Source organism: Desulfosalsimonas sp., from assembly GCF_055149105.1.
The window spans coordinates 15,324-38,335 of sequence record NZ_JBSRLA010000033.1 but is presented as its reverse complement, the minus strand read 5'-3'; the positions used below and the strand labels follow the sequence as shown (position 1 = coordinate 38,335).

The following is a 23,012-nucleotide window of genomic DNA, read 5'->3' as shown; positions in this document are numbered from 1 at the left end:
GATCTTCATACTGGCCCGGGAACCGCAGATTATTGACCACCGTTGATGCCGGATCCACATGGGCTTCACCGAAGGAGCTGTATTTTGCGCTCCAGACCACCGCCCCGCTGGGGTCGGTCATCTTCTGGGGGGTGCCGAGGTGGTCATTGTGGTAAAGGATCACGTTAAGGTCTCTCCGCTCAAAGACCCGATTCCTTTTATAATCAGGTTTTTATCCCCCATTTTTCGCTTGTATCAAAGAACGGTTTTTCCGCTGTTTTTTGATTTTTCGTAGTCGTATCAGGGCGGATTTGATGCTTGTCCGTTTATATCAGGCCTATCAAATATGTAAAGGGTTTGGGGCAGTTAAAAAGAAAAAGGCTATCGCTTGTCTTTTTCCCGGGGATGGCAGCGGGCGTGAACGGCTTTTAAGTCGTTGATGCTGACCCGGGTATATACCTGGGTGGCGGTCAGGGTGCTGTGGCCCAGCAGTTCCTGGATGGCGCGGATGTCGGCCTTGTTGCGCAGCATGAGGGTGGCGCAGGTGTGCCGGAACGTGTGGCAGTGGACGGGCTTTTTGATTTTCGCCTTTTGGGCGTACTTTCTGACCAGGACCCATACGGCGTTATGATTCAGGCGGTTGCCGCGGGAGGACAAAAACAGGGCGTTTTCGTAAGGATCCCGGATCAGTTCCGGCCGGACGCTCTTGATGTAGTTTTCCAGGTACCGGCAGGCAATGCGGCCCAGGGGAACGATCCGCTCTTTGCTTCCCTTGCCCATGACCCGCAAAAACCCGTCATGATAATCCACGTCGGACAAGCTCAGGTTCCGCAGCTCGGTCTTTCTGATGCCGGTGGAATAAAACACTTCCAGGATGGCCCGGTCCCGGTAGCCGATAACGCTGTTGATGTCCGGGGCGCGCATGATCTTTCTGATTTCAGCCAGGGTCAGGATGCTGCGGGGCAGCGTCCGGGGCTGCCTGGCGTACCGGATATCCCGGGCCGGGTTGGCCACGATATAGCCGCTGTCGGCCAAAAAGGCCATGAAGGTTTTGACGGCCCCGATCAGGCTGTTTTGATAAGCCACGGTGTACGGCTCACCCCTGGCGGTCAAGGACTGGTAAATGTCGATCTGCCAGGCCCGGATGACATCTTTGGTGATCCGGGCGGGATCGTGGATGTCCCGGGCCGCCAGATAATCAAGGAACAGGTGAACCTTTCGTTTGATCTCGCTGATGGTGCGGCCGGTGCGGTTTAAGGCTTTTAAGGATTGTTCAAATTCTTCAAGCAAAGCCTTCATCTCTGGTGCCTCCTTTCTATGGCCGGGGCGATGACGCGGCGGTCGATCCGGTCCTTTTCCCGGGGATGGGTTTGCTGGTGGGCTTTTTTCAGGTCAAGGCCCAGGGAGTTGATATAAACCTGGGTGGTGCGCGGGTCGGCATGGCCCAGCATCTTCTGCACGGCGGTAATGTCGGCCCCGTTTTTGACCAAAACCGTGGCAAAGGCGTGCCGGAACAGGTGCGGGCCGACCCGGCCTTTAATGCCGGCCTGACGGACGTATTTTTTGATCATCACCTGGACCGCCTGCCGGCGGATCCGGCGGCCGCTCTTATCCACGAACAAAAAGCGGTTGGCCGGGTGTTTCTTGGTGTAATGGGGCCGGACCCGGCTGATGTATTCTTTTAAAAACCGGGCGGCGTGTTTGCCCAGGGGAACCACCCGGTCCTTTTGCCCCTTGCCCTGGTTGATCCGCAGCATGCGCCCGGTCACGTCGGCGTCATAGATGGTCAGGCTGCACAGTTCGGCCTTTCTGATGCCGGTAGAGTAAAACACTTCCATGATGGTCCGGTCCCGGATGCCAAGGAGCGTGGCCAGGTTGGGTTGTTCCAGGACAGTGTTGATCTGCCCGGCAGTGGGCGCGGTTATAATCCGGCTGTCTTTTTGCGGCTCCTTGACGGTCTCGGCGGGATCGATAAAGATCACGTTGGTGGCGGTCAAGAACTCAAAAAACCGTTTCACAGCCCGGATTTTAATGCAGATGGTGCCGGTGCTGTAAGGCCTGCCGGCCGGCGTCCGGTAGTCGTACAAATCAGCGATCCAGGCCTTTATCATGGCGGTGGTAACGGTTTTGATGTCCTGTGGTTGCAGATCATCAAGGCACTGCCGGACATGGTCGGTGTAGGCGGTGACCGTGGCCGGGCTGCGGTTTAAGACTTTCAGGTGCTCGCCAAAGGCGAACAACAGATCATCTGTATTATTCATATGCTCTCCTTTCTGATATCAATATGATGACGGTTTTGATATAAGGGGGGCTTTCTTTGCTTTCCAAGCTTGGAAGTTGCGGCCATTTTCTTGTAAACGATTGACATGCGGGGATTGGCAGGGACAATACCCGGCCCGCCAGGTGGCCGCCAACTACCCGCCAGGTTATAAAATCCGCCCTCCAGGTCGCATTTTTACCCCTCCAGGTTGGGCGGGTCATCTGTTATCCCGGCGGCCTTGGCCTGTTTTTTTAACCGGTTGATGTCGATTAAGCCCGGCAAAAAAGGGGTGTCCTTAGGCTCGGTCACGATCAGTTCGTAGACGTATTCCTTGCCCTTTTTTCCAGCCACGGCGTAGAGGTATTCCAGTTCCTCCAGCTGCCGGATGTGGGTCTTGACCTGGAAGTCGCTCCACCCGCTGTACTCCCGGATGTCCTTGCGAGTAAAGTGGTATTCCTCGAGCTCGCTTTTATCGGCGGTATGCTGTTGGCACATCTCCCGGATAAGGCCGAGCAGGGCCCGGGACGGCGGGGGCAGCTCGTCCAGGCTCCGGCCCAAAACTTCATCTGCGATCCGGTTGGCCTGCTCGATGTCAGCCAGGGTGACGTTGATATATTTCAGGGTTTGGCCGGCCACAGTCATGGTCCGGGGTTGGCGCTGATGCTGGAACAAAAAGGCCACGGCCGATATCAGGTTCAGATACTTGGTATGGTCGCGCCTGGCCCGCAAAGATTTGCTGGTAAAGGTCAACAACTCGGCATAGGGGTTGAACACGTGCAGGGGTTTCAATAATCGGTTGGCGTTGTTGTGCTTTTTAATAATGGCGTCCGCCTGGAGCTTGTTGACCATGCCGGTCATGGTATGGCTCTGGCGTTGCTTATCCAGTATCTTCTTGGTCATGGCCTCGGATTCGTCCACGGAGATGAACACGAACCGGGAAGCGGTCTCGCCGTCAATATCAACCTGGGTGGTGGTGATAAAGACCATGACCGGACCTTCCACGATGTTTTCCAAGGTCTTTTGTTCGCCCGTGGCCGCGTCCTTGCCGGTATAGGCGATGGCCACCTGTTTGGCGCTCTGGATGCTGCGGATGGCGTAGATGGCCCCGTTCATGCCGTCCAGCTCCTCGATGGCCAGGATTTTGTGTTTCAGGCTGTGGCGGCCAGTGTAAAACAGGGCCTGGTCGGTCAGGCGGGTGTACTTGGTTTTGTCTTCTTCCGGCATCAAGGACAAGATGGTGTCCTGTAAAAAGGATTTGCCGGCCGCGCTTCGGGACTGGATCATCACGGACAAGGGATGCTCGGTCTTGCGGGACACGGCCGCCACGTAACACAATAGCTTGTTCATTGCTTCGCCGGTATAGCCCAGGGTCTCGATGTCGGCCAGTATCTCGCCGAACATGTCCGGGTTTTGCAAAAACCGCAGGGCTTCGGTTTTTTCTGCCTCGGTCATTTCCTGGTCAGGCGCGTCGTCGGCTTTTAGGGGATGGTTGTTTTCTGCCAGGGCCAGCAGGCGCTGGATATCATTGTCAATGGTAGGCTCGTCAGCGTCGAACAGATCACGCAGGCCCCTGGCCAGGGCCGCCCGGGACCGGGCAGAATAAAAATCCACCGTGTCCGGCCAGACCCGGCGGCCGGCCCCTTGGCCTTTTACGGCCTTGACCGTGGCCTTGAGTCTGGTCTCTTTTTTGACCAGGCCCCGGACGTCGTATGTCCGGCCGTCTCTGACCAGGACAAAGCCGGTGTCGGTTTGGGTGAGGCTCTCTGTGGATGCCGGCGGGTTTTCGGAAGCGGCCGGAGACTGCGGCAGCAGGGCGACAAACGCCTTGACCGGATCGGCAGTTAAAAGAAAAAAATCGTTGATGTCCCGGTCTTCCGGCAGCTCAACAACCTGCGAGCTGATGTTTTCGGCCTGCAAGGTCGCGGCGGCCGCTTGGGCAGCGGTTTGGCCGGATGCATCCGCGTCAAAGCAGATCAGGACGGTTTCTGTCTGCTGCTCTTTAAACAGGCGGAGGTGATCATCTGTCAGGCCGTTGGTGCCGTAACAGGGGATGACATTGCTGATGCCGGCGTTGATCAGGGTCAAAGCGTCGATGATCGATTCTGTCAGGATCAGTTCTTTATGGGCTTTGGCGGCCTGCCAGTTGAACACGCCGCGTCTTTGGCCGGGCAGGTACAAATGATCCGCCCCGGTGCCCATACTTTCAAGCCTGCGGCCGTACAGGCCGCAGGGGTCACCGTTTTGATCAAACACCGGGAACACGACGCAGCCGTAAAAAAATTCATGGCCTTTGTCGTTTAATATGCCCAGGGCCTGGAGTTGTTCGGTAATGCCGCCATTCTGGGGCAGCACGTTTAACAAGGTGCCGTTGGCAAAGCCTGTCTTATAAGCTTCGTGCAGGGATGTGTCTTTAAGGCCCCGGCCTTCAAGGTAAATCCTGGCCCGGTTGTCCTCGCCAAAGGCGGTATGGTAAAAATCGATGACCCGGTTAAACAGCTTGAGCTGTTCGGCGGTGAGCACTTGCGGCGGTCGGGGTTCCGGGTTGGCGGCGGTTTGGGTGAGGGATTTCTGTTTGTCCGCTTTTTTTCTGGTGGTGTGGCCGTTGCCGGATAGCCGGTTGACGGCCTCTTTAAAATCTACCTGGTCAAACAGTTCGATAAAGCGGATCACGTCCCCGGCTGCCCCGCAGCCGAAGCACTGCCACAGGTTGGTCTTGGGATTGACGGATAAGGATGGATTGTGATCATCGTGGAAGGGGCACAGGCCGAAGTATCCCCGGCCGTTCTTTTTTAATTTAATGCATCTGGCCTCGGCCAGGGCCTTCATATCAACCGTGGCTTTGATATGGTCGATCTTTTCTTGTTCTATCATATCTCGTCTCCCGTTTTCTCAAATGATTAAACAGAATGTCCCGCAGATGGTTTAACGCTTCCCGGAACTGCAAGGGATTGACCAGGGCGTGGCCGTCCCGGTAAGCCCGGTCATGCTCGGCCAGGTCCGGGCCGGTGAACATGAAAGACGCAATCTGCTTGCCGTTGCCGGCAAACCGGATGTCCTCCAGGTGCCCGCCCATGCACAGGTAAAAAGCCCCGCGGAAGATGTCAGTGGTCTCCATGGTGGATGAGGTCAAAAAAATCACCTCCTTTTTAAATTTTTTTTGTCACCAAAACGTGTCTTTTATAACCAATCAATTCTATCCTGTCAAATACTTTTCAGGCTTGACTATTACTTTTTAATGCCCAATAATTAAAAAAAATCATAACAAATCTATCGTATTTAATATTTTTAGGTGACATCATGGCCATAGGCGATAAAATCCTTTCCTTGAGAAAAGACAAGGGATGGAGCCAGCAGCAACTGGCAAAGGAAATCGGCACGAGCGGGCCTATCATCGGCCGATACGAACGCGGCGAGATGATGCCCTCGGTCGAAGTGGCCAAAAAGCTGGCAAAAATCTTTCGGGTAACCCTGGATTACCTTGTTGACGATACCGGCGATCTGGCTGATATTAAAGACAGGGCCATACTTGACAGGCTGCTGGCCATAGAAAAACTCGAGGGCGAGGACAAAAAAACGATTGTCCACGTCATCGACAGCCTGCTAAGGGATGCCAAAGCAAGAAAAACCTACTCCGTTCAGCAGTAAGGAGGATTATATATGGGAGAGATTCAATACATTTCTGACGAACAGAACAATGTCACCGCTGTGATTGTGCCCATTGATCTCTGGCAGGAGATTCAGGCAGAAAAAGAAACCGCCTATCTCCTTAAAAACGAGACCATGAAAAAACGATTGCTGGAAGCCAGGAACCGCAAGGAGAATATCCCTTTTGACGACGCCTGCAAAAAGCTTGGTGTTTGATCCCGCCGGATTCGAAGATCTGTCCTGATGGATTGAAAAAGACCGCAAAAAAGCCCTTCGCATCATCAAACTGATCAAAGAGGTTCAGCGCGACCCTTTTCATGGCACCGGCAAACCGGAACCGTTAAAACATGAACTCTCCGGCTGCTGGTCACGACGGATTGACCAGGAACACCGGCTTGTCTATGAAGTCACCAAAGACACAATAAGAATACTGGCCTGCCGTTATCATTATTAAACTGCGGTAGGTCTCCGTGCTCGGGCTCCGCCCTGGCGGGCTTCGCATCCTGCGCGCGGAGCCCGGCTGATTTTATATCTATTCCCACCCGCCACCCTTTAAGGTAGCCGCCGCGCGTCGGTCTTTCGTTCCTGCCTGTCATGCCGCCTGCATCTTCTTACATAATCAAAACTTAATTATCGGTCGTTGCGTCATCTTAAAAAAAATTGTGGCAGCAACGAACCGATAATTCTGATTATGTCATCAGGGGCAGGCGGCCCGCCAGGCAGGGCGGTCGGCCCCGGCAAAAGCGGCGGCGGCTGTTTTTATCATTCTCCCGGCCACCCTCCCCGGATAAGGTAATGGATCAATTTTTATCTGGATTGGACGCATCCGCGAGCAATGACGGCCGGGGTGGGCCGTTGGCGTTGTTTTGGGCGGGCAATCTTTTCTTTTTTAACTGCCGCTGCGAGCGCAAGAAGCGGAGCCCGCCGGTTGTTTGGCGGGCGGAGCCTGAGCACGCAGCACGGAACAAAAACCCGTAAAAGAGTTAAAGCAGAGGCAGAGGGGTGAGCCCGCCCGGCGGGGCGGGGGCTTGGCGCGGGGCTTGCCCGCAAGGGCAGTTAAAAAAGAAAGTAAGCAGGGATGACGGCCGGGGCGGACGTGGACAGGGCAGAGAAGCTGCAAGGCCCGTGACAAGCGGCCGCCACGGGGAGTGGTCGGGGGGCGGGCTTAAGATTGATTGCGTGGGGCGCACCTTTTTTCCGCTGGCGCCGGCTCTTTTGCAAAAGCCCTGCCCGAAGCCACGGCCCCGGCTTGGCGCATTTTTTGCAATGGCAAAAAAGCAAAAACGGTGACGGAAAAGCGGGATCCCCGCACCTCCCGCCCGGCGCCGCTTTTTGCGATGATGCAAAAAATTGGACAAGCCCGAACTGGCAGGGGCTGCCGGAGGGGCACGGCCCGAGGCGAGGTGGGCCAGCGGAATGGGTGTGCGCTTTTTGCGGGGGTGGCGCAAAAAGTCCCGAAACCAGGCATTAAAATTGACCTGTTCCGCAGCTCGCCTGGTTGAGGGAGTTTTTCGGGCTTTAAGATTGGTCCATTCCGCTAATTGCCCGAAAAACCGACACCCACAACACGACTGCGGACCTGCGTTCGATTTGAACACGAATTCGGGAGTTGTTATCGGAATTTCCAGAATTCGAATTCCAAGCCCGCCCTTGGTGTTACGGTATTCACTGGAATTCAACTCTCACCATTCTGGAGGCCTAAACAACTTATCTAATGCAACCATTTCCTCAAACGTTCTGCGTCGGTTATCTGACGAAATTATTATATCCCGGGCATTCACAAGTGCCCTTGTTGGCTCAAAATACCCACAAGAACCATTTGATTTGATATACTTATACTTATTGCCTGTGAGTAAAAACAATGACCTTGCAATTGAAAATTTTGTAGCCTTAATATTGAATTTTTTGTAATTTTCAAGTAGGTACTCTAAAAATGGAACAATCTCGTCGTTACCCATCAGGCCAAAGCTATTCACTATAGGATAAGTTAATCCTCTTGGATCATGAGTGTTTAAAGCCTTGATAAAAACCTTGTTGAGATACCCTATTGCCTCTTTTTCGCCAATCAAGCCCAATATTTTTATATATACATCAACAATTTCATTGTCTTCATTACTTTTTAAGGCTTTTAAAATTGGTGCTCCTACATCTTCGCCTTTATCATATAATATTAACATTCTTTCTATGGCCCAATAATGCAGTTTTGATGGCACATCAGAACCGCCGGCTATTAAGCAAAGAAATTTTTCACTATTAATAGAGGTAAAAAAGATAAGCCCAACAAAAAATATTGGGATACTAAAAAAGACAACCTTTTTTTTTCTAATTGACATAAGCAAATATTCTATAAAGTTTTTTCTACAGTCCACTCATCCAAAATGACCTCTTCAGTCCCTCCATCTTCACCTTTAAAGATGAATTTTGGCCCAGAAATTTTTTCTCCTGTGCAGTCATCATAACAAGTTTCAAAGTAATTTCTGTACAATTTATATACGGCCACAATTTGATGAATTTCTCTATATGTAAACCATTCTGGAGGGATTGGAATACGAAAAGGTAGCTTTCTATTAACCCAAAATTCAAGACTTGCATAGAGAATTATGGCTTGAAGTTTCCCATCATATGTTATTTCTTCCCATTCTCTTAGTGGCTCGCCAGAAGGGAACGCATCACTATAAGTTATAATACATTTTAGGCCATACGAGTCAAAACTATTAATTGGATTGTTTTGGCTGTATGCAAAAAGGTTGGTCCCTCCATTCAGGCCGAAAGGATCAACTCTAAAAAATTTTCCCAAACTCGGTTCATAAAATCTATGAAAATTATAATGCAGGCCCGTCTCCTGATCTTCATACTGGCCCGGGAATCGCAAGTTATTCACCACCGTTGATGCCGGATCCACATGCGCTTCACCGAATGAGCTGTATGTCGCGCTCCAGACCACCGCGCCGCTGGGGTCGGTCATCTTCTGGGGCGTGCCGAGGTGGTCGTTGTGGTAGAAGTAATAGTCTATGGTCCCGTCTTCGTCACTATCCTCTGCCATAAACAGGGGATCGGTGCCCCAGGTGGAGCCGGGCTGCCAGCCGTAGGATTTGGTGACGGTTCCTGAGGGGTTTATCTCTGCCACAAGGCCTTCGTCTGCGTACATGTAATAGGTCCGGATGCCGTTTACTTCCTTCCATAGGCGGCGGCCGAACGGGTCGTAATAGTATACGGCAGTCAGGCTGCATGTGCCGGGCTCGCCTTCCCAGACCTCGGTGAGGCGGTTTTCGGTGTTGTAGACGTAGGTGGTGACATCTCCGCCTGCGATTTTCTTTGTCATGTTGCCGTTGGCATCATAGTCGTATTCGATGTCATTATATCCGAGAAGCTCGTTGTTTTGGTTATAATCCCAGGAGCCGGAGGTGTCTGCTGAGGTGAGGCGGTTGCCCACGCTGTCGTAGGTAAAGGATTCATCTGCGAGTTCCGGGTTGTCGGCATGGGTGAGGCGGTAGATGTCATCGTAATCATAGCCGTAATCGCCGTGTTCGGTGATTTTATCCGTGATGTTGTCCATTCTGTCATAATCGTACTGATAATTCAATATATCGTTGTCTGCCGGGTCTTTGGCGGTGATCTGTTTGATCCGCATCAGGGCATCGTATTCGTAGCTGCGGGTGGAACCGCCCGGCAGGGTCACGGAGGCGGGGCGGTTCCAGGTGTATTCGTTTATGGTGATGAATCCCGTATCCGGGATCTCCACGCCGGTGAGCCGGTTGTTGTCGTACTGGTACCCGTAAGTAACCCCGTTTGGTGCGGTAAAGCGCTTTTTTGCGCCGTTTTTGAGATAGGTGTATGAATAGGTCTTTTCAAATGCGCCAAAGTCAACCGTGGCAGAGACCTTCCTGCCGGCTTGGTCATACTCGTAGCTTGCAGAGGTGATGCCGTCGTCATAGCCGGTGAGGTTGCCCATGGAGTCATAGGAAAAATCCACTGTCTTGACCGGCGTGGTGTTTGTGGATGCGGCATAATAATTTATTTGCTCCAGTTGTCCGGCATCATCATAGACGTAGTGGGTCCTTTGGTCTTTGGCATCAATCTTTTCAACCAGGTTGCCTCCCGCGTCATATGCGTAGGAAGTTTCTTCTCCTTCGGGCCGGATCTCTTTAACAAGGCGGTTGTTTGCGTCGTATTCAAATGCAGTGGTGTTGCCCTCTGCGTCGGTGAGAGATACGAGATTGTCCCGGTTGTCATAGGTGTAGGAGGTTTGGCTTGCTGCCGGGTCAGTGACCCGGATCAGGCGGCTGCGGGCGTCATAGTTGTAATAGGTGCTCTGGCCGTTTTTGTCGGTCTTGGAGACCAGGTTGCCGGAAGGATCGTATTCATAAACGGTCTCCGGGTACCCTTCGGCAAGATCGCGCTCCGCGGTTTTTCTGCCCCTTGCATCATACTCGAATTCCTTTTCAAAGGTCGGGTACGCGATGGTTGTGGGCTGCCCGGCGCTGCCTGAGCAGGTGGAGCAGCCGGAGGCCCCGGAGCTGTACTGAAGGGCAGTCTCGTTGCCGGCTGCATCAATGCGCTTTACCAGCCTGCCCCGGGTGTCGTATTCATACCTGGTGACATTGCCCTCCGGCCCGGTCATTTGGGCAAGTTTTCCGTCAGGGGTGAACTCGTATCGGGTAACCAGGTTCATGGACCCATCTGCCGGGTCCATGACCACGGTCTGTTTTGTCATGTTGCCCCGGGTGTCATACTCATAGAGGATTTCCGCGCCGTCGCCGGGCGGCGTTTCCCTGATCTTATTGCCGGCAGCGTCGTACGCGTAGGATGTGGTGTGTTCCATAGGATCGGTCACTGACGTGAGGTTGCCGGCGGCGTCATAAGCATAGGACCATTCTTTTTGCCGGGCATCGATTTTGGTTTGCGGATTGCCCGTAATATCATGGTCTTTAAACTCCACATACCCGTCTTCAGGATCGGTTATGCTGGTCATGTTGCCGTATTCGTCATAGGTCATGGTGGTGACAATGTCTGGCGGACCGATGATCCGGGTTTCAGTGAGGTTGCCGTCTGCATCATAGGTGTATTCGGTCACGCGCTCGTCGGTGGTGCCGGCTGCCTCGGTCTTGCGGATCCGGTTGCCGGCAGAATCGTATTGGTATTTCATGACAATACCGCGTTCGTCTATTTTACGCACCGGCTTGTGAAGGTCGTTGTCATACCGGGTAATCTCTTCTGTGCCGTCCGGATAAAGCACCCGGGTGAGCCGGCCCCATTCATTGTATTCCTTGCGGGTGGTTTCTTTGTTTTCATCCGTGATCAAAACCGTGCGGCCCTCATCGCGGAACTTTTTTTGCTCCACGATTTCGCCGTTAATCGCGGTTTTGGCATATCCCTGTTCCGGGCTGTACCAGATTTCTTTTACCATGCCGGAAGGGGCCTTGATCATGGTGTAGCGCTCTTTTTTCCTTGAGCTGTAGTCATAGGCAAACTCGTATGTCCCCTTGTCGCTGTAGGTAATGGATGTTATCACACCGATCTCGCGATCCCAGTTGATCTGCTTTTCCCCGTTGTCCGGATAAGTTATGGCAAGGCCGCGGTCGGTGTGTTCATACCGGGTCTCGTTGCCGCGCGCGTCTGTCACGGATACAAGCGGGGCAGGGATGGGATCGCCTGTCTGGTCCTGGCCCGGAGAGGTGCCGTAAGCGTATTGCACACGGCGGCCTGCCGCGTCTTCTACAGCGGAAATCCGGTCGTCCGGGTTATACTCGTACCAGAGCACCTGCCTGCCGTTTTTGTCAAAAACACCGCTGACACCGTTTTGGGGATTGTCGTTTCTGTAAGCAAGTTCGGCAATGGTGCCGGTGCGGTCGCCGTATGCCAGAAGCCGGCCGTGGACGTCAAAGCGCTTCCAGTTGCCCCGAATGTCCTGCCAGCGCCACTGCCAGGCACCGGGTTCGCCGGTGCGGGTAAGCGTCTTTGTGCCAAAGGTATAGACCCGGGCGATCTGCTTTTCGCCAGAATCTGTCATGTCAGCCCAGGCCCCGGATGACGGGCCTGCGGACGTTGAATACGAGGAACCTTTGTAATGAATTTTCTCCAGCCGGCTGTCACTGCTCCAGGAATCCAGCAGCAGCCGGGTTGCATGGAAAAACCCGGCTGCGCTCGACTCTATGGTCTCGTCTCCCGAGCGCCGGATATTGCCGGCCTCGATCATGCGCTTTACTGCCACCGTGCCGCCGGGCACTTTAACGGACAAATCCGTTACCTCGTCTGCGTACTCGCCTGACATCAGGTTTATGGCAGAATCAACATCCTCGCAGGCCATCTCGCATTTGTCCGGGGTCTCGCACGGATCGCAGCATGCGTATTCACAGCATTCGTCTTCACATTCGGGAAGACACTGGGTGCCGGGCATTTCCGTGGCAGGCGGAGAACTGCCGCCGGCCCAGCCGCCGGTTCCGCCGCCGCCCGCCCCCCAGTCGCCGCCGCCTGTACTGCCGCCGCTTCCGCCGCAGTCAGAGCCGTAGGCCGTAGTCCAGCAGTGCCGTACACTGGATTTGCTCCATTCTCCGTTTGCACAGACCCACTTGTAATCAACGACCGCGCATTTTACGTAAGAATGGCATCCCCCGCCGGTATCATCACCTTTTTCCGGGTCAAGCGACTTGAGGCAGGTCACCTTGTAGGGCACCGTGATGCGCTCTTTTGCCTCGATGCTGTCGGGCACTTCCGTTAAAAACGCGTATCTGAAGTACTCGTCATCTTCCGGAACCGCCAGGTTGACCTCGTCTGCGCGCACCAGGCCCTGGTTGGTAAGAGTGAATTCGCCGCAAAACACATCACCGGCTTCCATGTCCGGCAGGGAGACAGAGGCCGGCTCGATCATCACCACGGGCGCGGGCACATCGGTTTCGTATGTGGCCGTGAGCACGATATCGTACTTGTCTTCAATGGTGGTCTCCGTGACCTCCCATTCCACGGTGACCAGGTTGTATTCCAGAAAAACCTCTTCTGTGGCCGTAATGCCAGGTTTGACCCAGATGCGGCCGATTTCTTCCTGGTGGCTGTCTGCGCGGACCCGGTATTTGTAGCGGCCGGCCGGGATTTCGGTGAGCATGGCCTCGCCCAGTGCGTCCGTGGCTGCGGTGTATTCCTCGGTGAGAACCTCTTCGTTCTGAAGGCGGATCCGGGCGTTTTCCAGGCCCTGGATCGGCTCTCCCTGCTCATCCAGGGTGCCGGTGTACAGGTCGGTGACCTTGAACAGGACGTTGCCCTGCCCTGACATGGTGACTGCTGCATAGAGGTTGATGTCCGTGGTTTCAAAATTGGCGCTTTGCACCCGGAGCCGGAACTCGTAATTTCCTTCCGGGGAGGTCTCAGGCGGGGCGAACACGATTGCCAGATCGCGGCTTTCTTCCGGATCCATGTCCCCGATATCCCCGGATGAGGTGAGATAGACCCAGTCCGGGGCTGGCGTGCCGTCCGGGTTGACCAGTTCCGCTGAAACCTCTTCCAATGCAGCGGTGCCGCGGTTTTCAAGGGTGACGGTTTCAGTGACCGTATCTCCCATACTGGTGCCGGTCTCAACGTAATCCGGGGAAAACCACAGGGCCGGGGCGGCCTCCCTGAAATGGCACTCCACGGGCAGGGTTTGCCATCCGTCCGGGTTTTCGTCGCTGACCAGGCGGAGCACAAACCGGCCCTCTGCATCAGCGTTGTTGTCCGCCCAGGCGGAAAAGGACACGTTGGCGGTCTGCTGCGAATAAAGCGCATCCACGGCATCCCCGCAGGTGACATGAACGCCTTCGGGCTTGACCCCGTCAGGCTGGTCTTCTGCATGGTATTCAAAGCAAAGGCTATTCACCGTGGTCCCCATGCCCGCGGTTGCCCTGACGGAGACGGTGTGCTCAAAGTTGCGCGGAATGGTCAGCTTATAGCCGGCATACTCCAGGCTTACCCGGCTGATCACGAATTGCGCCTGCACGGGCCGCTCTGTCAGGTCCGGGTGCACGGCACAGACCTTGTAGGTGCCGGATTCGCCGGCAAGCGGGGAAAACGGATATGAAAACCGGCCGTCTGGATCGGTGTGGACGGTCTGCTCACGTTCAAACCCGTCATTTGAAATCACCAGGTTCAATGAGGCCCCGGACAGCGGCGCGTCTGTATCGCGGTCAATGGCGCGGCCCGTGATGGTAACATCCGTGTCACCGGTGGAGGTTTTTGGGGAGACGTCGGCAATTTCGCCGTAATAGGCGGTATCCACCAGGCTGACCCCGGTTCTGGCGCTCATGCCCGCCATGACCACTTCATCGGTCCGGTTATGGTGGTAATATATGTTTTCAATAAAGACCCGGGCGGTCAGTTCGTCGGGCGCGTCGCCGGGCACGGTCAGTTCCACAGGTGCGGCGGCAAAAGACGCGTCCGGGGCCAGGCGGGCCACAGTATTGCCGTTTGCCAGAGTGACGACATCCTCTCCTGTGGCGCATTGAAAATTTTCCGAAGCAATAACATTGCCGTCTTTGTCTTCCAGAAAAACGATGATTTCATCTGAAGGTTTTTTGCCGGATTTTTTCGCGGTAATGATTTCAATGGGCTCGTCGCAGGTGTTTTCCAGGGTAAAGCGGACTGCGCCGGTACCGCCGCGGGTGAATTCTTCCGCGGCCATTCGCAGTTCAAGCATGCCGTCTGCCACTTCCAGGGTGCCTGTGCGGGAAATGCGAATGGTTTCGTTTTGTTCCTCGGTGATTTCCAGGGTGGCGGCGGCATCGGCAATATCCGGCAGGTCGTCATATCCGCCCACAACCACCGGAACGGTTTTTGTCCGGCCGGGCAACATGGAAAAGGTTTCGGATACGTGGTCACGGCCGTTTACTTCCGCGTGAAGCCGCGCGGAAGGTATTTCTGCAGAGGCATTGCTGGTGATTGTATAGTCAACGGCATTCATGATGCCGCGCCGGATCTTTGCATCCGGTGCGGGTTCGAATTCCACGGGCGGCAGGGTAATGGTGCGCGGCAGGCTTTCATGGCCGTTTTCATCCACTGCCACCACGGTGTAGGTGCGTTCATCTTCGGTGTACCCGGTGTCGGTATACGCGGTCTCTGCAATGAGTTCGCTGTTTAGCTGCTGCCGGCCTTCGCCCTGGCCCAGGTAAATGTTGCATCCGGCAACCCCGCCTGCATGGGTCCAGGAAAGCACCGGCGGCTGCAGGTCGGTTTGCTCCACTGTCATGCTTGCCACGGGCAGCAGTTCAAAGTTGAGATAAACGCTGTTGGACGGTTCTGAAACATTGCCGGCCGCATCTTCTGCCGCCACTGCGTAGCAGTGCTCCGAAGGTGAGGGATCGGGGTCCACCACCGAGGTGTTTTCCATTTCAATGCCTTTGACAACCGGACTTAAACCTTCCAGGCTTGTTATTTCATCTGCTTGTGAGCGATAAAGCGAAAACGTGACGGTTTCCGAATATCCGGGGGATGTCCAGGCTGCGTGAATTCCGTTTGATGCCAGGTTCAGGGAAAGATCCTGCGGGGCGGCCGGGGCCTGGGAATCTGCGCGGACCGCCACCGGCTCGCTTTGCGCGCTCTGCGATGTCTGCTCATTTTCCTGCCGGATGCTGGCTATGGCGTAGGTATAAATGCCGTCTGCAGCCGTGGAATCAACATATTGCTCGCACGAATCTTCCAGGAGATCCCCGTGGGCTGCAATCTCATCTTCTTCCGGGCCCATGCGAAAGAGCTGGTAGCCCGCGGCACCGGCTACCGGCTGCCAGCTCAGCCGGATCTCCCCGCCGGGCAGAGGAGTTCCGGTAAAGCCGGTTGGTGTTTCAAGGGGCGGCAATTCGCCCTGGTAAACCTGGAAGGCGTTGTCCGCGGATATGGTGCTGCCGGTATTGCCCAGATGGTCGGTGCCCTCGTAGACAAAGGAGAGGATCTCGGGTTCTTCCAGCCCGCCATCTGCAGGCAAAAGAAATTCCACCTGCCAGGCCTGGGCGTCATCTGCCTGGGGCGCGGTTTCAGACAGGGCGTCCACGGGCATGGCCTGTCTGCCTTTGGCGGACAGGCGGTATTGAATTTGCGGGGTTTGCCCGTCGGCAACAGGCTCATCAAGACCCAACACGGCCGTAATCTTTGCTTGATCGTCGTTTCTGATGGGCGATGCCGGAAAAACGTTTAACCGTGTGACTTCCGGGGCATGGGTGTCTATTTCCACAGAACCGCCGTCGCTGATCTGCGTGCCGCGGTTGCCGACCTTGTCCCTGCCGGAAAAGACCGCCCAGGCTGTGCCAGAGGACGTGGATTCCAATATGGTAAAAGATCCGGTATAATTGGTATCCGATACCCCGGAAAGCTCAACCGGGATGGGAGTGCCGCCTTCCGGGGTGATACTTAAAAACGGCATGGCCATCAGCGATTCGCTGACTTCCATGGAAACATCCACCCGGCCCGGGGCCATGGCCCCGGTTTCAGGATCATAGGCGCCCTGGGGGGAATAGGAAATGGAAATCACATAAGGCGCCTGGCTGTCCGATACCGAAGTGGCTTGGTTGGAAAGAGCGCTTTTATTTCCGGCTTCGCTCACGGCGGTGGCCCGGTAGAAATAGGTGCCGTCCGTGTCCGGCAGATCGGTGTATGAGCTGGTTCTGATCAGGGATTGGGTCAGTTGTTCGGCTTGCGCAACCGAATCAAAAGAAGCGGTGTGCCGGTAAAGATGGTAGCCGGCAATACCTTCTGCATTGACCGCGTTCCAGGACAGCCTAATCCTTCCGGTCTCGCGGGCCTTTGCCGTCAGACCGGAAGGGGCCGCAGGAATGGCGGTGTCAAGGACAACGGTGACGGCATCTGAAAAATCGCTTGCCCCGGCCCGGTTTTCCGCCCGGGCGGTGATCGTGTTTTCACATTCCGCGAGATTGATACGGCCGGCAAAATGCCCGGATTCATCGGTTTCCACAGTGTTGCCGGTTTGATTGCCGTTGACGCGGAAGCTCACCACGGCTTTTTTTTCAGCAGTGCCGGCCACCACCAGTTCCGGGTCATTGGTCAGATATCCGTCTTCCGGAAACCGGATAACAGGCGTCCGGGGCGGTGCCAGTTCGATGGTGAATGTATATTCCACGGTCCGGGTGTTGCCCAGGCTGTCATAAGCCACAATGCGCAGGGTGTGTTCTCCGTCTTCAATGGAATGGATATCCAGACGGCACTGGCTGACCGGGCTGTAGTCCTTGCATTTCAGGTCTCCGTCCATGTAGAATTCCACCCTGCTTACGCCCGCGGGATCTGATGTCTCGACCCGGAAAACGCCGGATTCGGTAATGCGTCCGCCGTCTGCAAAGGGATCCCGGCCAAACGTGATGGAATCAATCCCGGGCCCGGATTCATCATCGGTTGGGATTGCGGTAATCGTGGACACCCCGGTCTTTTCCCCGTCTGAAATGTTAAGCGCAGTAACAGCAAAAAAGTACGGGGTGAGGTTATCCAGGCCCGCTACCTTGGCGGAAGTTTCATTGGCGGTCACTGCGGGCGACATCCCGGAGACTGAGTCAAAATCCGTGGCAGAGACATACACGGCATAGTGACTCACCAGATCTGATGGACTTGAATGCCCCCAGTTGAGCTTGACATATCCATCAAAGGTTTCTGCACTCAAATCTGCGGGGTTTTCCAGCAGGGTGGCGCCGGTGATTGAAGCCCCCGTGCTTTCGTTGCCGTCTTCATCCACGGCAGTGATTTTAAACCCATATCCGGTAGCCGGCAAAAGGGCTGTGGCCTCCCAGGTGCGTTGGTCCTCGGGAAATTGTTCGCCCTGCTGGATTCCATCAAAATATATTCTGTAGCCGGACAGGTCTTTTGCAGAATCCTCTGATCCGGTCCAGGAAAAAACCAGTCTGTCTTCAAAAGAATCGGCCGTGAGTTCAGTGACGTCTTCCGGGGGCACCACGTCAGCAATCGTGGCAGATACTGATGTTACAGAATTGTCTGAAAGGCCGGTCTTGTCCACCGCCACAACTGCGAACCAGTATTTTTCTCCCTTTTCAAGACCTGTTGCCTGGTAGGTGAACGTCCCGGCATCCACCGTGTCCAGGGGTTCTTCCATGTCAGAGACATCGTGGAATTCGGAGTCACTAATGTATACGCGGTAATAATCGATATCGCCGTGCAGTGATTCGTCATAACCGGTCCAATCCAGGACTGCGAAAGTGCCGTCACTGTCGCCATCCGCAGCGAGGGTCTCCACGGGCAGCGGGGAGACATCGTCATAAACGATTGCAATTTCCGCGGGTTTGCTTTCATTTCCGGCCCGGTCCACGGCTTTTACTGTGAACATATTCAAACCGTCTGCCAGGGAAAGCGTATGCTCCCAGGATGTGGTTTGCGTATGATCGATCCTGTTTTCCCCGTTGATCCTTATGGCAGCCAGACTCTCCTTTGTGCCGCTGATCCGGGGTGACGGGTTATCGGTCGGAGAGGTTACGGGGAAGATTTCAGGTGCGGCAGGGGCGGTTGTGTCCACGGTAAAGGTGAACTCCTGCAAGGGGCCCTGATTTTCCAGATTGTCCCTGATCTGCAGGGAAACCGTGTACTGCGAGTCTGAAAATACTTTGGCGGGCGTGAAACGCAGGTCATGGTCGTTTATCAATTCCCATTGCCCGTTGACAACGTTGCCATCACTGTTTTGTACCCGGAGCAAGCTGTTGTCAAGGTCCGTTCCCGCTCCTGGTTCGTTGACTGCAACCGTTACAGACGGTGGCGGGGCGCTGAGAAATGTGTTGTTTTCCGGTACCACGGCGGTTACTTCAGGGGCGGTGGTGTCCAGAAGAATATCGACCCAAACGGCCGGCCCCGGATTGCCGGCTTCATCTTTAAGCCGGATTTCAATGGCATTTTCGCCTTCGGTCAACAGGTATTGGCTTCTCCAGTCTGGCCCGACTCCGGGCCGGGCCATTGTCACACCGTTTATCACCACGCCGGTGCCGGCATCCCGCGTGCCTTCCAGGGTGATCAGGGCCGTGTTTGATTGGTTACTTGCCGGCCGCGCCTGTATGGTTCCGCTGTAGACACTTCCCCCGGTGACCAGGGCAGCAGAGGGCTCCTGATTGTCTATGACAAATGTAAACCTGTGCTCCCGCGTGTTTCCGGCCATGTCCGCGGATGTAAAGGATACCGAGTAAGTGCCCGCAGGCAAAGGCAGGTTGTCTGGTACAAAAGCAAATGTGTCCTCTGATTCTGAGATGCTGCCGGAAATCAGACCGTTGCGGCCGTGTTCCAGGAAAAGGCTTTCTGTTACTGCCGCATCATCGACCTGACCGTAATTGTCCTCCAGTACGATGATGATCTGATGGGCTTCCTGAATACGGGCGCCGTCTGAGGGGACCGTTGCTCTGACCACGGGCGGGGCATCGTCTTGAACAGAGATCGGATTTTCAACCAGGCGGTTGTTTTCTTCATCAGGTTCGGAAAATACATCCGTGCTGTCTGCAACCACTTCTATGGTGCAATCCCCGTGGCCTGCAGTCCATACAGCTTCAACAGAAACCGCGTCCCCTACCCGTAGCATCTGATCAACCGTTGCCGTGTGTATTTCCATGTCATTAACAAGAAAACGCACTTCAAACGGATCAACCACCGGGCCGCCTCCTGTATTTTCAACCCGGGCGGTGAGCGTGATCCTTTCTCCGGCACTGATTTGCGGGGGATTCCAGGAGATATTGGTTAACGCCAGATCCGGCTGCTCGCCGTGCGTGGTAAACGACCAGGTCGGTCCCCTGGTTTCCGTGCCATGATTGTCCCGGGCCGTGACTTGCCAGTAGTAAGTGGTGCCTTCTTCCAGGTCAGAGGCCGTGTATTGCAAAGACTCTGCATTTTCCGTTACCAGGGTCATGTTTTCCCTGGTTGGGCCCAGCCGCAGGTCAAATAAAAGCGTATTGGAAGGGTTGGGATCCGTACATTGCCAGGAAAGTGTGACAGGAATGGATGCGCCCTCTTCTTTTACGCGGATTTTTGTTTCTCCATCTGCGGGTGATGGGGATGCCGGTGCAAACGGGGACTCGTTTGCATCAGATACAGTGCTGCATTCACTTTCTGCGGCAAGAAAAGGCACTGCATCCACCTCGCCGTAAAATGCATCCCCGCCCTGGCCCGGGCCGTCAGGGTCCCCCCACCAGTTGTTTTCAGCCGGGATGCTTTCGCTGTTGTTATAGATGCCGTAATTGATGTTGCCCAGAAAGTTGTTGTTTTCAATTTGGGGACTTGCATTGCTGTATATATAAATACCGTCCATATTTTCCGAGATGTTGTTGCAGGTAATAACAGCGGAACTGCTGCCGATTTCGCCTGCATAAATCCCCCTGTTTCCCGCCCGGATGGTGTTTTTGCGGATGACCGGGGCGGCTTTGTACAGAGAAATGTTGCCCTCCATGTCTCCGTATTCAATAAGGGCGTGTTCAATCCTGGAGGCATTGTCGTCGGTCTGGTCTTTGAAACGTATCCCACCCCAGTCACCCGGGGCGGGCGTATCAGCATTGGAGGTAAAGACAATGGGCGCGTCAGGGGTTCCGACGGCTGAAAGCGCGCCGTAATAGCTGTACTTGCGTCCGTACCAGGTATAGCCTCTTCCTATTTGCAAGTGTGTTCCCGGGTCAAATCGAATTTCCGTGCCGGGCTCTATGGTCAAAGTTGCCGTATCCCTGTTGAACTTCTGATAGTGTACGGTCACATCATCCGTGACAATTAAAGGAAGGGACTGTGCCTTCCATGTCACTTGTTTGGATTCTATATATCCGCCCTGAATCCGGATGCCGTTTATGCCGTTGCCTGTGCCTGTGTTGCCTGATATGTTAAAGTTACGATCCGGATGTGTATTGATGCAGGCGCCTTTATTGTTTGAAAAATCATTATTTTCAACCCTGACATAAGAATTTCCGGCCGCATATATCCCGTCGTTGCGATTGTTTGCAATAACACAATTATCAATTGCCGGAGAAGCATTGTCCAGGTATACGCCATGCTTGCTGCTGTACTCTATTTTGCAATCCGATATGAAACCCGGGTCAGCTTTGTCAAAATACAGGTTGGCATCATTGGTCTTTCCCCCGTATTGGATCCGGCAGTGCTTCAGGCGGGTCAATTCATCATCCGTCTCCTCCCTGAAATAGATCCCCTCCCAATCACCCATACCGGGAGTCTCGGAATGGGAAGTAAAAACAATGGGATCTTCAGGCGTGCCAACTGCCGAAAGAGCGCCTGAATGTGGGCCTTGTTGTTCATGATAACCGATATACAACCCCGTAAACCGCCTATCAAACCGGATTTCTGTTCCAGGCTCTATAATTAGCGTCGCTGTATCACCGCTGGCATCCGAATGGCCAACGGTCACATTACCGCTAACAATAAAGGGAAGAGACTGTTTTCGCCAGATCACTTCATCCGACGATACACTTCCGGACCTGATTTCAATACCATTGGTCCGGTTCCCTGAGCCCGAGTTGTCCGCGACCATGCTTAAAAGATCCGGGGCTGTTGTGATGCAGGCGCCATTGTTGTCCAGAAAATAATTTCCTGTCATCTGTGCATACGAATCCCCGGCAGCAAAAATCCCACTAAGTCCGTTGTTTTCAAAGATGCATCCGTCAATCACCGGGGAAGAATCTTTAAGATAAATGCCGTATCCGCTGCTGTTTTTAATTGTGCAGTCTGCAATCAGGGTTGGAGACGCATCTTCCATATAAATATTGGATCTGTGGTAATACTCTCCATAGTCATAGCCTGCATCGGAAGAACCCAGGGAAGTCATTGCCGCCTCCCTGTATCCTGCGTATTCAACCGTACAATTTTCAAGCAGTGTTTTTTCATCATCTGTCTGATCCGAAAAATATATCCCTTTCCAGTCTCCGGGCCCGGGCATTGCATCAGGGTGACTGGATTCAGCAAACAATTCGGCTTCCGGAATGATTTCATAATCCGAAATGCCGCCGTTTGACGTGAAAACAATGGGCGCCTGGGGTGTCCCGGCTGCTGAAAGGGCTCCCTGGTGGCTGCCGGCATTTCCTTCAAATTCTCCATGATAACCCACAAACAAACCCGTACCCGGGGCAAACCGCACTTCAGTGCCGGGCTCGATGGTTAATACGGCCGTCTCTTTGCTGGTTTCTGGATGGCGTATGATGACATCATCTGAAACCACATACGGGCTGTTTTCTGCTGTCCAGGTGGTATTTTCGGTGATATCCCCGCTGACCACGGTGGCAAACAGCGGAGTGCCTGCCTGGCTTGCCACAGCCGTTTGTATTCCGTGAGATATATTGACAGTGGTGACTGCAACGTAATATGTGTTCCGGCTTTCCAGTCCGTAAACAGTTGTTTTGTTATTGGGAACCGAGTACTTGGATACGATTTTTACAGGCTCCATTTCCGCCACAGAATCAAACGGGGACTGACTGATATATATCGCGTAATGCTGAACCAGGTCTGCAGGCCCCACACCGTTCCATGACAATATGAAACTGCCGTAATGAGGGGTTATTTTCAGGTTTTGCGGGTTGTCCAGGAGTGTTGCGCAGTCAATGGTAACGGGCCAGCTTTCGTTGCCGCTGCTGTCTATGGCCGAGACAGACACCTCGTATCTGCTCGCGGCAGACAGGCCGGTGAGTTCAAGGGTGTTTTGTTCAGGATCAATAAGAGTGCCGGTTTCCTCGTCATTGACACAAACCCGGTAGTTCTCAAGGTCATTGTCACTGTTGGGGCAATGATCCCACATAATGGTCAGGGAGGTCTCCCGGCACTGCTCCACCCGGACCTTGTGAACACGCCCGGGCGGAGTGGTGTCAACAAGTGTTACCGGTTCCAAAGGGCTGACTTGTGTATGTGCATTTTCGGCATCATCAACCGGGACAACGGCAAAATAGTAGGTTTCGCCGCGCTCCAGACCGTCCAGGGTATGGGATTGGTTTTCTGCGGAAACCGTGGCTTTTGCCTGAAGACCGTCCACTGCGCTGAAGGTTTCTGTTTCCGCGTAAATCATATAGATTGCGACGCCTTCCTGGCTTTGCGCATCATAGGCGGACCAGTCCAAAAAAGCGGAAATACCGTCTGTTTCACCGTTGATCACCAGGTCGCTGCCCACGGGTGCGGGGGTGAGTCATCCTGTGCTGCCGCA

10 protein-coding genes are annotated in these 23,012 nt (G+C 54.3%); 3 read left to right on the top strand and 7 right to left on the bottom strand.

The window, feature by feature from the left end; translation table 11 throughout:
* From ACTCIA_RS09440 to ACTCIA_RS09420, 5 genes are all read right to left on the bottom strand, one after another.
* A partial coding sequence (locus ACTCIA_RS09440) for an RHS repeat domain-containing protein (protein WP_463001564.1) occupies nucleotides 1–163 on the bottom strand: 163 nt, incomplete at its 3' end.
* Nucleotides 164–360: 197 nt separating this feature from the next.
* A complete protein-coding gene (locus ACTCIA_RS09435; RefSeq protein ID WP_463001562.1) occupies nucleotides 361–1,278 on the bottom strand; it encodes a tyrosine-type recombinase/integrase in 918 nt (305 codons plus the stop codon).
* Nucleotides 1,275–2,240 carry a tyrosine-type recombinase/integrase gene (locus ACTCIA_RS09430; protein ID WP_463001561.1) on the bottom strand — a complete coding sequence of 322 codons (966 nt, stop codon included), beginning with the start codon at nucleotides 2,238–2,240 and terminating at the stop codon, nucleotides 1,275–1,277. The genes ACTCIA_RS09435 and ACTCIA_RS09430 overlap by 4 nt, the downstream gene beginning before the upstream one ends.
* 194 nt (nucleotides 2,241–2,434) lie before the next feature.
* Nucleotides 2,435–5,110: a CHC2 zinc finger domain-containing protein gene (locus ACTCIA_RS09425; RefSeq protein WP_463001560.1), complete on the bottom strand. Its 2,676-nt coding sequence runs from the start codon at nucleotides 5,108–5,110 to the stop codon at nucleotides 2,435–2,437.
* Nucleotides 5,067–5,369 carry a hypothetical protein gene (locus ACTCIA_RS09420; protein WP_463001559.1) on the bottom strand — a complete coding sequence of 101 codons (303 nt, stop codon included), beginning with the start codon at nucleotides 5,367–5,369 and terminating at the stop codon, nucleotides 5,067–5,069. Before ACTCIA_RS09420 ends, ACTCIA_RS09425 begins: the two co-directional genes overlap by 44 nt.
* Before the next feature lie 167 nt (nucleotides 5,370–5,536).
* Between ACTCIA_RS09420 and ACTCIA_RS09415 the strand changes: the two genes are divergently transcribed.
* The 3 genes from ACTCIA_RS09415 to ACTCIA_RS09405 are packed head-to-tail and all read left to right on the top strand — an operon-like array spanning nucleotide 5,537 to nucleotide 6,338.
* Complete coding sequence (locus ACTCIA_RS09415; protein WP_463001558.1) at nucleotides 5,537–5,884, top strand: helix-turn-helix domain-containing protein; 348 nt, start codon at nucleotides 5,537–5,539, stop codon at nucleotides 5,882–5,884.
* Between the two features lie 12 nt (nucleotides 5,885–5,896).
* On the top strand, nucleotides 5,897–6,100 hold the full coding sequence (locus ACTCIA_RS09410) for a prevent-host-death protein (RefSeq protein WP_463001557.1): 204 nt from the start codon (nucleotides 5,897–5,899) through the stop codon (nucleotides 6,098–6,100).
* A 31-nt stretch (nucleotides 6,101–6,131) separates the two neighbouring features.
* Complete coding sequence (locus ACTCIA_RS09405; protein ID WP_463001563.1) at nucleotides 6,132–6,338, top strand: Txe/YoeB family addiction module toxin; 207 nt, start codon at nucleotides 6,132–6,134, stop codon at nucleotides 6,336–6,338.
* Nucleotides 6,339–7,566: 1,228 nt separating this feature from the next.
* On the opposite strand, the gene ACTCIA_RS09400 is transcribed toward ACTCIA_RS09405, so the two are convergent.
* Both ACTCIA_RS09400 and ACTCIA_RS09395 read right to left on the bottom strand, forming a co-directional pair.
* Complete coding sequence (locus ACTCIA_RS09400) at nucleotides 7,567–8,217, bottom strand: HEAT repeat domain-containing protein (RefSeq protein ID WP_463001556.1); 651 nt, start codon at nucleotides 8,215–8,217, stop codon at nucleotides 7,567–7,569.
* An 11-nt stretch (nucleotides 8,218–8,228) separates the two neighbouring features.
* Complete coding sequence (locus tag ACTCIA_RS09395; protein ID WP_463001555.1) at nucleotides 8,229–22,964, bottom strand: fibronectin type III domain-containing protein; 14,736 nt, start codon at nucleotides 22,962–22,964, stop codon at nucleotides 8,229–8,231.
* Nucleotides 22,965–23,012 lie beyond the last annotated feature (48 nt).

What these genes read in the sequence shown, in the direction of transcription:
- ACTCIA_RS09435 (WP_463001562.1), bottom strand. Translation starts at nt 1,278, where the DNA reads ATGAAGGCTTTGCTTGAAGAATTTGAACAATCCTTAAAAGCCTTAAAC.
- ACTCIA_RS09430 (WP_463001561.1), bottom strand. Translation starts at nt 2,240, where the DNA reads ATGAATAATACAGATGATCTGTTGTTCGCCTTTGGCGAGCACCTGAAA.
- ACTCIA_RS09425 (WP_463001560.1), bottom strand. Translation starts at nt 5,110, where the DNA reads ATGATAGAACAAGAAAAGATCGACCATATCAAAGCCACGGTTGATATG.
- ACTCIA_RS09415 (WP_463001558.1), top strand. Translation starts at nt 5,537, where the DNA reads ATGGCCATAGGCGATAAAATCCTTTCCTTGAGAAAAGACAAGGGATGG.
- ACTCIA_RS09410 (WP_463001557.1), top strand. Translation starts at nt 5,897, where the DNA reads ATGGGAGAGATTCAATACATTTCTGACGAACAGAACAATGTCACCGCT.
- ACTCIA_RS09400 (WP_463001556.1), bottom strand. Translation starts at nt 8,217, where the DNA reads ATGTCAATTAGAAAAAAAAAGGTTGTCTTTTTTAGTATCCCAATATTT.